Below are 13,409 nucleotides of genomic sequence, written 5' to 3' on the forward strand. Positions count from 1 at the left end.
GGTTTTCCATCGCCACAGGCGGGCTGCACCCTGGAGAAAAGACATGACCACCCTTGCCGCCGACAAGTATGACGAGGTCGAGCGCCTGCTCGACACCGCCCTGGACGAAGACGCCACCAACGGCATCTTCCGCTGCCGCCGCGACATCTTCACCAATGCCGACCTGTTCGAGCTGGAGATGAAGCACCTGTTCGAATCGAACTGGGTCTACCTGGCCCACGAGAGCCAGGTCCCCGAGATCAACGATTACTACAGCACCTGGATCGGCCGCCAGCCGGTGGTGGTCACCCGTGACAAGAACGGCGAGCTGCACGCCATCATCAATGCCTGCGCCCACAAGGGGGCCATGCTGTGCCGTCGCAAGCATGGCAACAAGAGCAGCTTCACCTGCCCCTTCCACGGCTGGACATTCTCCAACAGCGGCAAGCTGTTGAAGGTCAAGGACGAGAAGACCACCGAATATCCGGTCTCCTTCAACAAGAACGGCTCGCATGACCTGACCCGCGTGGCGCGCTTCCAGAATTATCGCGGCTTCCTCTTCGGCAGCCTCTCGGAAGATGTGCTGCCGCTGGAAGAGTACCTGGGCGAGACCCGCGTCATCATCGACCAGATCGTCGACCAGGCCCCCAACGGCCTGGAAGTCCTGCGCGGCAATTCCAGCTACCTCTATGACGGCAACTGGAAGATGCAGATGGAAAATGGTTGCGATGGTTACCATGTCAGCTCGGTGCACTGGAACTACGCCGCCACCATGAGCCGCCGCAAGGAAGGCGGCACCAAGGCCACCGACGCCAACAACTGGAGCAAGGCTGTTGCCGGTGTCTATGGTTTCGAGAACGGCCACATCCTCTTGTGGACCAACACGCTCAATCCGGAAGTGCGCCCGATCTGGAACCAGCGCGAAGAACTCGCCGCCCGCGTGGGCCAGGCGCGCGCCGATACCATCGTGGCCCAGACCCGCAACCTGTGCCTGTATCCCAACGTGTTCCTGATGGACCAGTTCGGCACGCAGATCCGCGTGGCCCGTCCGATCAGCGTGAACCAGACCGAGATCAGCATCTTCTGCTTCGGCCCCAAGGGCGAGAGCGATGAAGACCGTCGCGTGCGGATTCGCCAGTATGAGGATTTCTTCAATGTCTCCGGCATGGGTACCGCCGACGACCTGGAAGAGTTCCGCGCCTGCCAGGCTGGCTATGCCGGTTCGGCCGTGCGCTACAACGACATGAGCCGGGGGGCGCCGCTGTGGAAGCAGGGCCCGGACGAGAATGCGAAGAAGATGGGCATGAACCCCAAACTGAGCGGTGAGCGCAGCGAGGACGAAGGTCTCTTCGTCTGCCAGCACCACTACTGGACCGAGCAGATGCGCAAGGCGGTCAGCAAGGAACGCGCAGCCGCAGGGCAAGGAGAACAAGCATGAGCCAGCCGACCCGACTCGATGCCGTCTGCGCCTTCCTCTATCGCGAGGCGCGCTATCTCGACGAACGCCAGTGGGAATCCTGGCTGGAACTGTACGCCGCGGACGTCGAATACTGGATGCCGGCCTGGGACGACGACGACCAGCTCACCGAAGACCCGCAGCGCGAGATTTCGCTGATCTACTACGCCAACCGCGATGGCCTGGAAGACCGCGTCTTCCGCATCAAGACCGAGCGCTCCAGCGCCTCCATGCCGGAGCCGCGCACCAGCCACATGATCGCCAACGTGGAGATCCTGGAGGAGACCGATGACGCGGTGGAGGTGCGCTACAACTTCCATACGCTGTCGCACCGCTACAAGATCACCGACCAGTTCTTCGGCACCACCCTGGTCAGCTTGCGCAAGACCGAAGGCGGCTTCCAGATCGCCCGCAAGAAGATCGCCCTGAAGAACGACTACATCCGCCAGGTCATCGACGTCTACCACGTCTGACCAGCGCGCAGGAGACATGACATGAGCAGCTATCGCATCGCCCTCAACTTCGAAGACGGGGTGACCCGCATCATCCAGTGCGGCGCCAAGGAAAAGGTCCTGGACGCGGCGTTCCGCCAACGCATCAACCTGCCCATGGATTGCTCCGACGGCGTGTGCGGCACCTGCAAGTGCCGCGCCGAAAGCGGGCAGTACGACCTGGGCGACGACTACATCGATGATGCGCTCAGCAGCGACGAAGCCGAGCAAGGCCTGGTGCTGACCTGCCAGATGATCCCGCAATCCGATTGCGTGGTCGCCGTGCCGGTGGCCTCCACCGCCTGCAAGACCGGCAGTGCCAAGTTCAACGGCAAGGTGGCCGAGGTCACCGCCTTCGGTGAGGCGGCCTTCGAACTGGTGCTGGAGGTTGCGGCCGACGCGCCGGCTTTCCTGCCGGGGCAATACGTCAATATCGCCGTGCCGGGCAGTGGCCAGCATCGCTCGTATTCGTTCAGTTCGCCCTCGGGCGCCACGCGCATGAGCTTTCTCATCAAGAACGTACCGGGGGGCCTGATGAGCGGCTGGCTGAACAAGGCCGGCGCCGGTGACGCGCTGGAGATGACCGGCCCGCTGGGCAGTTTCTACCTGCGTCCGGTCAACAGGCCCGTGCTGATGCTGGCCGGTGGGACCGGTCTGGCGCCGTTCCTGGCGATGCTGGAGGAGATGGTGCAGCAGGGTGTGCAGCATCCGGTCCACCTGATCTATGGCGTCACGCGCGACCAGGACCTGGTACTGGTGGATCGTCTTGAAGACCTGGCCAAGCGCTTGCCCGGGTTCAGTTTCACCACCTGTGTGGCCGATGCCGCGACCACGCATCCGCGCCAGGGTTACGTGACCCAGCACATGCCGGCCGAGGTACTGCACGATGGCGCAGTCGATGTCTACCTGTGCGGTCCGCCGCCGATGGTGGAGGCGGTGCAGAAGCACTTCCAGTCGCAGGGCATCGCCCCGGCCAGCTTCCATTACGAGAAGTTCGTCACCAGCCAGCCGGTGGCGGTGGCGGCATGAGCACTGCGCTCACGCGGGCCCGTTTCGCCGGCAAGGTGGCCGTGGTCACCGGCGCCGCCCAGGGCATCCTGCGCGGCGTGGCGCTGGGCATCGCCGCCGAAGGGGGCCAGGTGCTGATGGTGGACCGTGCCGACTTCATCCATGAAGTCGCCATGGAAGCAGCTGGTGGCCGCGCCACCGGATTTGTCGCCGACCTTGAAACTTATGACGGCGCGCAGGCCGCCATGGCCCGCGCCATCGAACTGCACGGCCGCATCGACCTGCTGGTCAACGGTGTGGGCGGTGCGATTCGCATGCGTCCTTACGCCGAATTCGAAGCGGCGCAGATCGATGCCGAAATCCGCCGCTCGCTCATGCCCACGCTCTATGGCTGCCACGCGGTGCTGCCGCACATGCTGCGCGAGGGCCGGGGCACCATCGTCAACGTCTCCTCCAACGCCACGCGCGGCATCCGCCGGGTGCCGTATTCCGCGGCCAAGGGCGGCGTCAATGCCATGACCATGGCACTGGCCATGGAATATGGCGAGCAGGGTATCCGCGTGGTGGCGACTGCGCCCGGCGGCACCCAGGCACCGCCGCGCCGCGTGCCGCGCAATGCGCAAGGCGACAGCGCACAGGAACAGGCGTGGATGCAGGAGGCCGTGCAGCAGGTGACCGGCTCCACCTTCTTCAAACGCTATGCCACGCTGGAAGAGCAGATCGCACCGATCCTCTTCATGGCTTCCGATGAGGCCAGCTACATCACCGGGGCCGTCTTGCCGGTCGCCGGTGGCGACAACGGCTGAGGCCCTTTGATCCCATTCATTGAACGGAGACACCATGTCTGAACGCCAGGCCATCATTCCCGAGGGAATGGAAGACGTCTACGAAAAAATCGGTTATGCACCCGGCGTATTGGTCGGCGATGTTCTATACGTCTCCGGCCAGATTGGCCGTGGTCCCGACATGCAGCTGGTCGAGCCGCGCGAAGCCCAGATCGTGCAGGCCTTCGAAAACCTCAAGCGGGTGCTGGAGAAGGCCGGCGGCACGCTGGAGGACATCGTCGATCTGTCCACCTTCCATACCGACATGCGCGACCTGCCCTTGTTCATCAAGGTGCGCAACCAGTACCTGACAAGCTACCCGCTGCCAGCCTGGACCGCTACCGGCGCCCACATGCTGGGCGGCGGGCCTGGCTACATCATCGAGATCAAGGCGGTGGCGCATCTGCGCAAGAAGGGACCGGCCTGACCCGCAGGATCACCGCAAGAAAAACGCTGGGCGCAACAAACACAAGAACACATAACAACGCCAATCCCGCAAGACAAACGACAACGGAGGAGACCCATGAAGACCCAGGAAGTGAGCCAGATCATCGATGGCGCACGTTTCACGAAATTCCATTGGATGGTGATGTGCCTGTGCGCATTGCTGCTGGTGTTCGACGGCTATGACCTGTTCATCTACGGCGCCGTGCTGCCGGTGCTGATGAAGGAGTGGTCCCTGTCGCCGGTGCAGGCCGGTGCGCTGGGCAGCTATGCGCTCTTCGGCATGATGTTCGGTGCCTTTGTCTTCGGCCCCCTGGCCGACCGCATCGGTCGCAAGAAGGGCGTGGCGATCAGCTTCGTGCTCTTCAGCGTCTCCACTTTCCTGAGCGGTTTTGCCACTTCGCCCAGCGAGTTCGGCATCTATCGCTTCATGGCCGGCCTCGGTTGCGGCGGCCTCATGCCCAATGCCGTGGCGCTGATGAATGAATACGCGCCCAAGCGCCTGCGCAGCACCCTGGTGGCCATCATGTTCAGCGGCTATTCGCTGGGCGGCGTGCTGTGCGCAGGCCTGGGCATCTGGATGCTGCCCAACTTCGGCTGGCAATCGATGTTCTTCGCTGCCGCCGTGCCGCTGGTGCTGCTGCCGGTGATCCTGTGGAAGCTGCCTGAATCGGTCGGTTTCCTGCTGCGTGCAGGCAAGCAGGAGCAGGCCCGTGCCATGCTGGCGCAGGTCGCGCCGCAGGCGGCCCTGGGTGCCGATGTGCAGCTGGTGCAGAGCGACGCCAAGGGTTCCGGCGCGCCGATGCTGGAATTGTTCAAGCAGGAGCGCACCCTCGGTACGCTGATGATCTGGGTCGCCTTCTTCTGCTGCCTGCTGATGGTCTATGCGCTGGGCTCGTGGCTGCCCAAGCTGATGGCCAGCGCCGGGTACAGCCTGGGGTCGTCGCTCTCGTTCCTGCTGGCGCTCAACTTCGGTGGCGTTGTGGGTGCCATCGGCGGCGGCTGGCTGGGTGACCGCTTCACCTTGCCCAAGGTGGTGGTGAGCTTCTTCGCGGTCGGCACGGTGGCCATCGCACTGCTGGGCTTCAACAGCCCGACCCCGGTGCTGTACCTGCTCATCATCGTGGCCGGTGCCACGACCATCGGTACGCAGATCCTGCTGTATGCCAACACCGCCCAGTTCTATCCGCTGGCGATCCGCTCCACCGGCCTCGGCTGGGCTTCCGGGGTGGGCCGCTCGGGCGCCATCGTCGGCCCCTTGCTGGGCGGTGCACTGATGGCGGCAGCCCTGCCGCTGAAGATGAATTTCCTGGTGTTCGCCGTGCCGGGACTGGTCGCCGCACTGGCCATCGGCATCTTCCTGCTGCGCTATCGCCATGGCCAGCGTGCCGTGACGGCAGAGGCCGCACCGACCGTGACGGCCGCACCGATCTCGCGCAGCGTTTAAGATCGTAGTCGGTCAAGCCGGTCCGGCACCTGGGGAAGCGTTCCACGGGTGCCGGACCTTTTGTGCGTTCGTGCAGTTGCATTTCGCAAGGAAGCTTCGATGGTTCAACGACAAGGCTCGCTCACCGCGTGGGTGGCGGGTTTCCTGGCAGTCCTGATTTCCTATGCCGGTCCGCTGGTGATCTTCGTGCAGGCGGCCCATGCCGGCCAGGTACCGCAAGCGCAACTGGTGTCCTGGGTGTGGGGCATTTCGATGGGCGCGGGCGTGAGTGGGCTGCTGCTGAGCTGGTGGTTCAGGATGCCCATCATCACGGCCTGGTCTGCACCGGGCACGGCGCTGCTGTTGAGCCTCTTTCCCGGGGTGGGCATGCCGGAAGTGGTGGGGGCCTACCTGATGGCGGCGGTCATCCTGATCGCCATCGGCGTGACCGGCGGCTTTGAAAAGATTCTCGCCTTCATTCCCAAGGGTATTGCCGCCGGCATGATGGCCGGCATCCTGTTCCAGTTCGGGGTTCAGGCCTTTCGCTCCAGCGTGGGGGCGCCGCTGATGGTGTTTGCCATGCTGGCGGCTTATCTCGCAGGACGCCGCTGGTGGCCGCGCTACGGCATCGTGGTGGTGGCACTGACCGGATTTGCGGTGGCCTTCGCCAGTGGCCGCACCGAACTGGCGGCCCTGCATCTGGAATTGGCGCAGCCGGTCTTCATCGCTCCGCACTTCAGCATCGGCATGTTCTTCAGCCTGACCGTGCCGCTGGTGCTGGTGAGCCTGACCGGCCAGTTCCTGCCGGGCATGGCGGTGCTGCAACTGGCAGGCTACCATCCGCCCACGCGCGCCGTGGTCACCGGCACCGGGCTGGCCTCGCTGGTGACGGCCTGCTTCGGCGGCATCACCATCGTACTGGCCGCCATCACGGCCGCGCTCTGTACCGGCAAGGATGCGCATCCGGAACCGGGCCGGCGCTACATCGCCGGTATTGCCAATGGCGTCTTCTATCTCATCGGCGGCACCTTTGCGGCCTCCATCGTGACGCTGTTTGCCGCCTTTCCCAAGGAACTGATCGCGGCCCTGGCCGGGCTGGCACTGATCGGCGCCATCGTGTCCAACATCCGCCTGATGAGCGAGGACGGCATCCACGCCGAGCCCGCCGTCATCACCTTCCTCGCTACCGCGTCCGGCATGACCCTGTTCGGACTGGGCGCGGCCTTCTGGGGCGTGGTCATCGGCATGGCCGCACACTGGCTCATCGGCCGTCCCGCCCGGGAAAAATGAAAACATGGAGACTCCCAATGAACCCGCAGCATGATTCCTTTGATCCGCTCGCGCGCGAAGTCCTGGCCGTGGTGCCGGGCCGCGCGCATGACCTGGCGCGCCTGCGCGTGCTGGCCCAAGCCAAGGCCGCGCCGACCGTGACGGTGGTCGGCAAGTACAACCACGGCAAGAGCCGCCTGCTCAACGAACTCATGGGGCGCGACGTGTTCGCGGTGGCCGACCGGCGCGAGACGGTCACGCTCTCCGAGCACCATCACGCCGAACTGCGCTGGCTGGATGCCCCGGGACTGGACGCCGACGTCGCCCTGCAGGATGACAGTCACGCTCAGGAAGCCACCTGGCTGCAAGCCGATGTGCGCCTGTTCGTGCATGCGGCCAAAGAGGGCGAACTGGATGCGGCCGAACGCCACCTGCTGCAGGCCCTGCGCGAGGATCAGCAGCGCACGCGGCGGCAGACGCTGTTCGTGCTCACGCAGGTGGACCAGATGAGCGACGAAGAGCAGCTGGCCAAGGTCAGCGCCGCCATCGTTGCGCAGATGCCGGGACTCGCGCTGCATCCGGTGTCATCGACGCGGCATCGCAGTGGTGTGGAGGGCGGCAAGTCCCTGCTGCTGCAACGTAGCGGCATCCCGGCGCTGCAGGCCCTGCTGCGGGAGGTGGTCGAGCAGGTGCCGGGCGCGCGCCAACATGAACGCAGCTTGCTCTTCACCGAGATCGCCCGACAGGTAGAGCAGCAGCAGGCCGCGTTGGAAAGCGCTCTGCTGGCGCTGCGCCAGCGCCAGCAGCAGCAGCGCCAGGATTTCGAACAGGGATTGCAGGCCGTGCTGGAAAAAGTGCATCAGGACCTGCTGCCGGTCGTGGAATTTCAAGGGGACGATCCTGCCCTGGTGCCCGATACCGCCGCCGACGAATTCAAGCTCACCGCCGGCAAGCGCGAGCGGGCGCGCATCCATGTTGCCTATTCGCGCGCCTGCATCGCCATTCGCGCACACCTGATCCAGCATGGTGTGGAGGGCCTGCCGGCCAGCCAGCAGACCTCGGTGGCCAGTCTCGATACGGTGATGGTGGCCGTGCTGGGCATCTCCATCAAATACCGCGCCGACCTGCGCCGCCGTTTCTGTGAGCCCGCAGGGCAGGCGCAGCTGAAGCAATCCTTCCTGCATTACTACGAATTGTCGGAGGACCGCCAGGCCCTGCAGCAGCAGATCGCCATCACCCAGGCCGAGCTGCACGCGCATGCCCGCGCCCGGCAGGCGCTGGCGCGGCTGCGCGAAGGAGAGGGCGCATGAGCCGCGAAGAACAGCATTTCATCGATTCCATCGGCCGCACCGGCCAGGGCGAGGCCGACCTGCAGCCGGTGCTGGCCGCACTGCGTACGTGGCTTGCAGCCTTGGGACAGGCCTTCGACGATGCGCCGCTGCCGGCTGGTGGCCTGCAATCGGCCAGCCCCCTGGCGCGCCGCATCGCCGCCCTGCACGAAGACCGGATCCACCAGGCCCGGCGCCGCGAGCAGCAGTGGATTGCCCTTGCCCCTGCGCGCGCGCTGGCCCAGCGTTTCGAGGGCAAGCTCATGCTGCTGGTGTTCGGCAAGTTCAATGCCGGCAAAAGCTCGCTATGCAACTTTCTCGCGCAGCGTTTCCGCCAGCGCCAGCAGGCGGTGCAGTATTTCCACCTGCAAGGCGGTCAGTTGGTGGAGAGTGAAGAGGCTTTCCATGAGGGCGCTACCGAAACCACGGCGCGCCTGCAGGGCGTCTGCCTGGGTGACGGGCTGGTGCTGCTGGACACCCCCGGCCTGCATTCGGCCACCGGCGAAAATGCCGCCCTCACGCAGCGTTTCCTGGACAGTGCCGATGCGGTGCTGTGGCTGACCAGTTCGACTTCGCCGGGACAGGTGCAGGAGCTCGATGAACTGGCGCGCGAACTGCGCCGTGGCAAGCCGCTGCTGCCGGTGCTCACGCGCAGCGACGTGATCGATGAGGATGAGGTGGACGGCCAGATCGTCAAATGCCTGCGCAACAAATCCGATGCCAACCGCGCCGACCAGGAAGCCGATGTCCGCGCGCGTGCTGCCGACAAACTGCAGGCGCTGGGCGTGGCATTGCATCAGCTCAAGGCCCCCGTCTCCATCTCCGCCTATGTGGCCCGTACCGCCGGTGCGGATGCCGAAGCGATGCGCGGCGCCGGTTTCGAACGCCTGTATGCCGCGCTCTCCACCCTGCTGGCACCGGCCCTGGCCTATCGCGATCGCAAGCCGGCCGAAGTGCTGCTGCATCATCTGCAGGAGGATGTACTGGCGCCCCTGCTGGGACAGACCTTGCCGGCGCTGAAGGGCTTGCAGCAGTTACTGGAGGGCGAACAGGCAGCGCTGCCCGCCCAGCGCGCCCGCATCGTGCAACTGGCCTGGCGCGAAGTGATGCCCGGTGTGCCGGCCTTGCTGGAGCAGCATGCCGCCAGCGGTGAGGTGGATGCCGTGCTGGCTCGCTTGCAGCCACAGTTGCTGCACGCCTTCGACCGCCACGCACGCGCCGTGCTGGACAGCCATGTGCTGGCGGCGCCGGCACCGGTGGCGCTGGTCCTGCCGGCGGGCAGCGGCTATGAACGCGTTGCCGACGACTTGCCGCCATCCTATGAAAAACTGTACGAAGCGCTGAGTCAAAGTGTACTGGCGGCCTTGGAGCAACTGGCCGATGAAGTGGCCGGGCACTGTACTGCCCGCTTGGCGGGACTGTCTGATGCGGTGTCCGTGCAGAAGGACATCATCGAGGAGCATGCGCAGCAACTGGCAAGCATTGAAGAACAGTTGCGACCGGTCCCGGAGGACATGGCACAGCGCTGACGCGGTGCTCGGGGTGGGGCCGGGCAGTTTGCGGGCGGGCAAGAGCGCCTGCATTTTTCCACCCCCGGAATCTTTTGTCGTGTTAAGGATCCCTTAATTCTGCAGACCTACAGTATCTGCATCGGCGGCCAGCTCAGCAGTGGAGCGGCCCCGACGGCAGCGCTTTCATCCTGAACCACGACAAGGAGCCATCATGGACATCAACAAGATCACCGCCATCAGCGCCATCGTCTTCGGCCTGGCCGGCATGGCCGCGCCCCTGACCTACGCCCAGGACATGCAGGGTTCGGTCGCCTACATGAACGGCGGCATCGGCGCCGGCGAACAGGCCAAGCTGCGCGAATCGGCCAAGGACTACAACCTGCGCCTGCTGTTCTCGGAAGCCAAGGACGGTGCCTACGTCAGCAACGTCAAACTGGACGTGACCGATCATCACGGCAAGAGCGTCTTCAGCCTGCCCAACGCCGGCCCCATGACCAACCTCAAGCTGCCCAAGGGCGACTACGAGATCACTGCCGTCTACAACGGCGTCAAGAAGACCAGCAAGGTCAGCGTGGGTGAGAAGCCCGTCTCGCTGAGCTTGAACTGGGCGCATCAGGACAACTGAGTCCCGGCGCATTGATCGGCCAGTCACAGGCCGTTCGCCCTTCGTTTGTCGGCCCATTTGTGGGCCGTCGCCCCAGCCCCCTCCCAACCTCATCCATAGCCCGCCTTGCAGTGCGGGCTATGGGCGCTTGTGCGCGGTCTTCCAGCGCGCGAGAAGAATGACATTTTTGTCATTCAACCGTCATTCGAATGACGTTTTCCTTTGCCTAAAATCAATCTCCCCCTTCAATGACGTCTTTCAGGTGCACATTCCCATGATGAACATATTCATTCCTCGCGTTTTCCGTCTTGCGCTGGTTCCGGCGCTGCTGGCCACCCAGTTGCTCGCTGCCCCGGCCATGGCGCAGGCGCCGCAGCAGGTCGGCATCCGTGGTGCCATCGTCTCGGTCAACAAGGATCAACTGGTGGTCAAGACCAACAAGGGCGCCGAGCAGAACGTGATGCTGGACAAGGACACCCGCGTGGCCGCCATCTCGATTGCCGACATCAACGACATCAAGCCCGGCAGCTACATCGGCGCGGCCGGCATCCCGCAACCGGACGGCTCCCAGAAAGCACTGGAAGTGCACGTCTTCCCGCCTGCCATGGCCGGTACCGGTGACGGCCATCGTCCCTTCGACCTGGCACCCAACAGCACCATGACCAATGGCACCGTGGGTGACGTGGTGGCCAGCCAGGGCCGTACCCTCACCCTGAAATACAAGGGCGGCGAGAAGAAGATCGTGGTGCCCGAGGATGTGCCCGTGGTCAACATTGAATCCGGTGACCGCTCGCTGCTGGCCGCTGGCGTCAAGGTGGTGGTGCGCGCCCGCAAGAACGCCGATGGCAGCCTGACGGCCAACAGCGTGAGCGCCGGCAAGAACGGCATCACCCCGCCGATGTAAGCAGGTGCCGCGATGCCCCGTTCACCCGTTCTTCATCCGCTGGCCGTGCGCATTGCCCACTGGCTCAACGCCGTGGCCATCGCCTGCATGATCAGCAGTGGCTGGGGCATCTACAACGCCTCGCCCATCTTCGGCTTCAAGTTCGCTCCCTGGATGACCCTGGGAGGCTGGCTGGGCGGCTCCATTGCCTGGCACTTCGCGGCAATGTGGCTGCTGGTGGCCAATGGCCTGTTCTACCTGCTCTATGGCAGCTTGAGCGGCCACTTCCGCCGCCACCTGCTGCCACTGCGCGCAGCCGATGTGGTGAGCGATGCGGTGCAGGCCATGCGCTTTCGCCTGCCGCACCAGCCCGGCGTGTACAACGCCGTGCAGAAGCTGCTGTACTGGGCGGTGATCCTGCTGGGCATCCTGGTGGTGCTGTCGGGGCTGGCGCTGTGGAAGCCGGTGCAGCTGGACTGGCTGGCCGATCTCTTCGGCGGCTTCGACTTTGCGCGCAAGGTGCACTTCGCCGCCATGGCGGGAATTGCTGCCTTCGTGGTGGTGCACCTGGCGCTGGTGGCCATCGTTCCCAAGACCCTCATTCCCATGTTCACCGGCGGGGCTGACCACAAGGCCAATGCATCATGAAAGACAAGGACGACAAGAAGACCACCCCGGCGAAGAAGACCGGCAAGATCCTGCTGGCCGACCATCGCCCGGCCCTGCTGAACGTGCAGCGCCGCCTGATGCTGCGCTCGGCGCTCTCGGTGGGCGCGCTGTCCATGCTCTCGGGCTGCGACCTGCAGGACAACGACAGCGTGGACAAGGTCCTGTGGGCCATGTCGCGCTGGAATGACCGGGTACAGGCACTGCTGTTCCGGGGCCAGAAGCTGGCGCCGACCTATGCGGCCAGCCAGATCACCAATCCGTTTCCCTTCAACGCCTTCTATGACGAATTCAATGCGCCCGACATCGATGGCAGCGACTGGAAGCTGGAGGTCTCGGGACTGGTCAGCGACAAGCGCAGCTGGACCCTGGAGCGCCTGCGCGCACTGCCGCAGGCGGCGCAGATCACGCGCCATATCTGCATCGAAGGATGGAGCGCCATCGGCCAGTGGTCGGGGGTACCGCTGAGCTTGTTCCTGCAGGCGGTCGGGGCCGATCTCACGGCGAAATACGTGGGCTTCAAATGCGCGGACCGGTATTACTCCAGCCTGGACATGCCCACGGCGCTGCACCCGCAGACCATCCTGGCACTGGACTTCGGCAAGGAAGCCCTGCCCACGCAATACGGCTATCCCCTGAAGGTACGGGTACCGACCAAGCTGGGCTTCAAGAATCCCAAGCATGTGGTGGCCATCTTCGTGAGCAACCAGAACCCGGGCGGCTATTGGGAAGACCAGGGCTACAACTGGTTCAGCGGGATCTGAGGCGCGGATTCCCCAAGACGCAATCCGGACGGCGCGAACCGGGCGGCAGTTCAGCCCTGGTTCTGCCGGAGTCGTGCCAGATCGTCCGGCGTATCGACATCCGTAAAAATCCCCGCATCCTCCACCGCAATCTCCACCAGCGCCGGGCTCTCCAGCAAAGCCCGCGCGCCGCGATCTCCCTGCAGTGACATCAGCGCAGGCAGATGCGCATGCGCAAAGCCGGCCGGGTTGCCGCGCCGTCCCTGCATCACCGGCACCACCATCGACGCCCCCGCCGCCAGCGCATCGCGCAAGCGCCGCACGGTGTCCGGTTGCACGCGCGGCATGTCAGCCAGGGCCACCAGCCATGCCGGCGCCTCGGCGCTCTGCTGCAGAGCGCAGCGCAAGGAGGCGCTCATCTCACGCGTTGCCCCGGGTGCCGTCAGGCAGACCGTGCAGCCCAGCTGGCGCAGGGCCGCGGCCAAGGGACCTTCCGCGTGCACCACCGCCAGTACCGGCATGACTTCCAGCAAGACGGCAGCAGTGGCAGTGGCTACCATGCCGGGGCGGCCATCGTGATGGACGAAGGGCTGCAAGAGCTTTTCTTCATGGTCGCCAAAGCGGCTGCCACGGCCGGCGGCCAGCAGCAGGGCGATGGGGGAGGAGGGCGTCGGCATGGTGCGGCAAGGCTCCGGAAACGGGAAGGCAAAGGCGCATTGTGCCCAAGTTTGGCCCGCTGCGCGTCCACGGCCGTGCGCAACCACGGAGGCCACCGCT

Annotated in this window: 14 protein-coding genes; 13 read left to right on the forward strand and 1 reads right to left on the reverse strand. The window is 64.9% G+C overall.

Features of this window, described 5'->3' with window-relative positions:
- Positions 1-43 precede the first annotated feature (43 nt).
- From FYB76_RS03470 to FYB76_RS03530, 13 genes are all read left to right on the forward strand, one after another.
- Complete coding sequence (locus FYB76_RS03470) at positions 44-1,417, forward strand: Rieske 2Fe-2S domain-containing protein (RefSeq protein ID WP_088757076.1); 1,374 nt, start codon at positions 44-46, stop codon at positions 1,415-1,417.
- Positions 1,414-1,908, forward strand: a complete 495-nt coding sequence (gene benB / locus FYB76_RS03475) for a benzoate 1,2-dioxygenase small subunit (protein WP_088757077.1) — start codon at positions 1,414-1,416, stop codon at positions 1,906-1,908. Before FYB76_RS03470 ends, benB begins: the two co-directional genes overlap by 4 nt.
- 21 nt (positions 1,909-1,929) lie before the next feature.
- Positions 1,930-2,955, forward strand: coding sequence for a benzoate 1,2-dioxygenase electron transfer component BenC (gene benC, locus FYB76_RS03480; RefSeq protein ID WP_154132708.1), 1,026 nt, complete (start codon positions 1,930-1,932; stop codon positions 2,953-2,955).
- Complete coding sequence (gene benD / locus FYB76_RS03485) at positions 2,952-3,740, forward strand: benzoate diol dehydrogenase BenD (RefSeq protein WP_154132709.1); 789 nt, start codon at positions 2,952-2,954, stop codon at positions 3,738-3,740. The genes benC and benD overlap by 4 nt, the downstream gene beginning before the upstream one ends.
- Before the next feature lie 34 nt (positions 3,741-3,774).
- Positions 3,775-4,185 carry a RidA family protein gene (locus tag FYB76_RS03490; protein WP_088757080.1) on the forward strand — a complete coding sequence of 137 codons (411 nt, stop codon included), beginning with the start codon at positions 3,775-3,777 and terminating at the stop codon, positions 4,183-4,185.
- A gap of 96 nt (positions 4,186-4,281) precedes the next feature.
- Positions 4,282-5,649: an MFS transporter gene (locus FYB76_RS03495; protein WP_088757081.1), complete on the forward strand. Its 1,368-nt coding sequence runs from the start codon at positions 4,282-4,284 to the stop codon at positions 5,647-5,649.
- 99 nt (positions 5,650-5,748) lie between these two features.
- Complete coding sequence (locus tag FYB76_RS03500; protein ID WP_154132710.1) at positions 5,749-6,918, forward strand: benzoate/H(+) symporter BenE family transporter; 1,170 nt, start codon at positions 5,749-5,751, stop codon at positions 6,916-6,918.
- Positions 6,919-6,935: 17 nt separating this feature from the next.
- A complete protein-coding gene (locus FYB76_RS03505; protein ID WP_154132711.1) occupies positions 6,936-8,207 on the forward strand; it encodes a GTPase in 1,272 nt (423 codons plus the stop codon).
- A complete protein-coding gene (locus FYB76_RS03510; RefSeq protein ID WP_154132712.1) occupies positions 8,204-9,754 on the forward strand; it encodes a dynamin family protein in 1,551 nt (516 codons plus the stop codon). Before FYB76_RS03505 ends, FYB76_RS03510 begins: the two co-directional genes overlap by 4 nt.
- 193 nt (positions 9,755-9,947) lie before the next feature.
- Positions 9,948-10,361, forward strand: coding sequence for a hypothetical protein (locus FYB76_RS03515; protein WP_154132713.1), 414 nt, complete (start codon positions 9,948-9,950; stop codon positions 10,359-10,361).
- A 256-nt stretch (positions 10,362-10,617) separates the two neighbouring features.
- Positions 10,618-11,244: a DUF5666 domain-containing protein gene (locus FYB76_RS03520; RefSeq protein ID WP_370516295.1), complete on the forward strand. Its 627-nt coding sequence runs from the start codon at positions 10,618-10,620 to the stop codon at positions 11,242-11,244.
- 12 nt (positions 11,245-11,256) lie between these two features.
- Positions 11,257-11,871, forward strand: a complete 615-nt coding sequence (locus FYB76_RS03525; protein WP_154132715.1) for a cytochrome b/b6 domain-containing protein — start codon at positions 11,257-11,259, stop codon at positions 11,869-11,871.
- Entirely contained in the window at positions 11,868-12,653 is a 786-nt protein-coding gene (locus tag FYB76_RS03530) for a molybdopterin-dependent oxidoreductase (protein ID WP_088757088.1), read from the forward strand. The genes FYB76_RS03525 and FYB76_RS03530 overlap by 4 nt, the downstream gene beginning before the upstream one ends.
- A gap of 50 nt (positions 12,654-12,703) precedes the next feature.
- Here FYB76_RS03530 and FYB76_RS03535 read toward each other — a convergent pair whose 3' ends face one another.
- Entirely contained in the window at positions 12,704-13,309 is a 606-nt protein-coding gene (locus FYB76_RS03535) for an NTP transferase domain-containing protein (RefSeq protein ID WP_154132716.1), read from the reverse strand.
- Between the last annotated feature and the right edge of the window lie 100 nt (positions 13,310-13,409).

Source organism: Herbaspirillum sp. CAH-3 (assembly GCF_009668275.1).
Classification (GTDB): domain Bacteria; phylum Pseudomonadota; class Gammaproteobacteria; order Burkholderiales; family Burkholderiaceae_D; genus Herbaspirillum; species Herbaspirillum aquaticum.

Bases quoted from the DNA above. Each gene is read 5' to 3' on its own strand.
- FYB76_RS03470 (WP_088757076.1), top strand. From the start codon at position 44: ATGACCACCCTTGCCGCCGACAAGTATGACGAGGTCGAGCGCCTGCTC.
- benB (WP_088757077.1), top strand. From the start codon at position 1,414: ATGAGCCAGCCGACCCGACTCGATGCCGTCTGCGCCTTCCTCTATCGC.
- benC (WP_154132708.1), top strand. From the start codon at position 1,930: ATGAGCAGCTATCGCATCGCCCTCAACTTCGAAGACGGGGTGACCCGC.
- benD (WP_154132709.1), top strand. From the start codon at position 2,952: ATGAGCACTGCGCTCACGCGGGCCCGTTTCGCCGGCAAGGTGGCCGTG.
- FYB76_RS03490 (WP_088757080.1), top strand. From the start codon at position 3,775: ATGTCTGAACGCCAGGCCATCATTCCCGAGGGAATGGAAGACGTCTAC.
- FYB76_RS03495 (WP_088757081.1), top strand. From the start codon at position 4,282: ATGAAGACCCAGGAAGTGAGCCAGATCATCGATGGCGCACGTTTCACG.
- FYB76_RS03500 (WP_154132710.1), top strand. From the start codon at position 5,749: ATGGTTCAACGACAAGGCTCGCTCACCGCGTGGGTGGCGGGTTTCCTG.
- FYB76_RS03505 (WP_154132711.1), top strand. From the start codon at position 6,936: ATGAACCCGCAGCATGATTCCTTTGATCCGCTCGCGCGCGAAGTCCTG.
- FYB76_RS03510 (WP_154132712.1), top strand. From the start codon at position 8,204: ATGAGCCGCGAAGAACAGCATTTCATCGATTCCATCGGCCGCACCGGC.
- FYB76_RS03515 (WP_154132713.1), top strand. From the start codon at position 9,948: ATGGACATCAACAAGATCACCGCCATCAGCGCCATCGTCTTCGGCCTG.
- FYB76_RS03520 (WP_370516295.1), top strand. From the start codon at position 10,618: ATGAACATATTCATTCCTCGCGTTTTCCGTCTTGCGCTGGTTCCGGCG.
- FYB76_RS03525 (WP_154132715.1), top strand. From the start codon at position 11,257: ATGCCCCGTTCACCCGTTCTTCATCCGCTGGCCGTGCGCATTGCCCAC.
- FYB76_RS03530 (WP_088757088.1), top strand. From the start codon at position 11,868: ATGAAAGACAAGGACGACAAGAAGACCACCCCGGCGAAGAAGACCGGC.
- FYB76_RS03535 (WP_154132716.1), bottom strand. From the start codon at position 13,309: ATGCCGACGCCCTCCTCCCCCATCGCCCTGCTGCTGGCCGCCGGCCGT.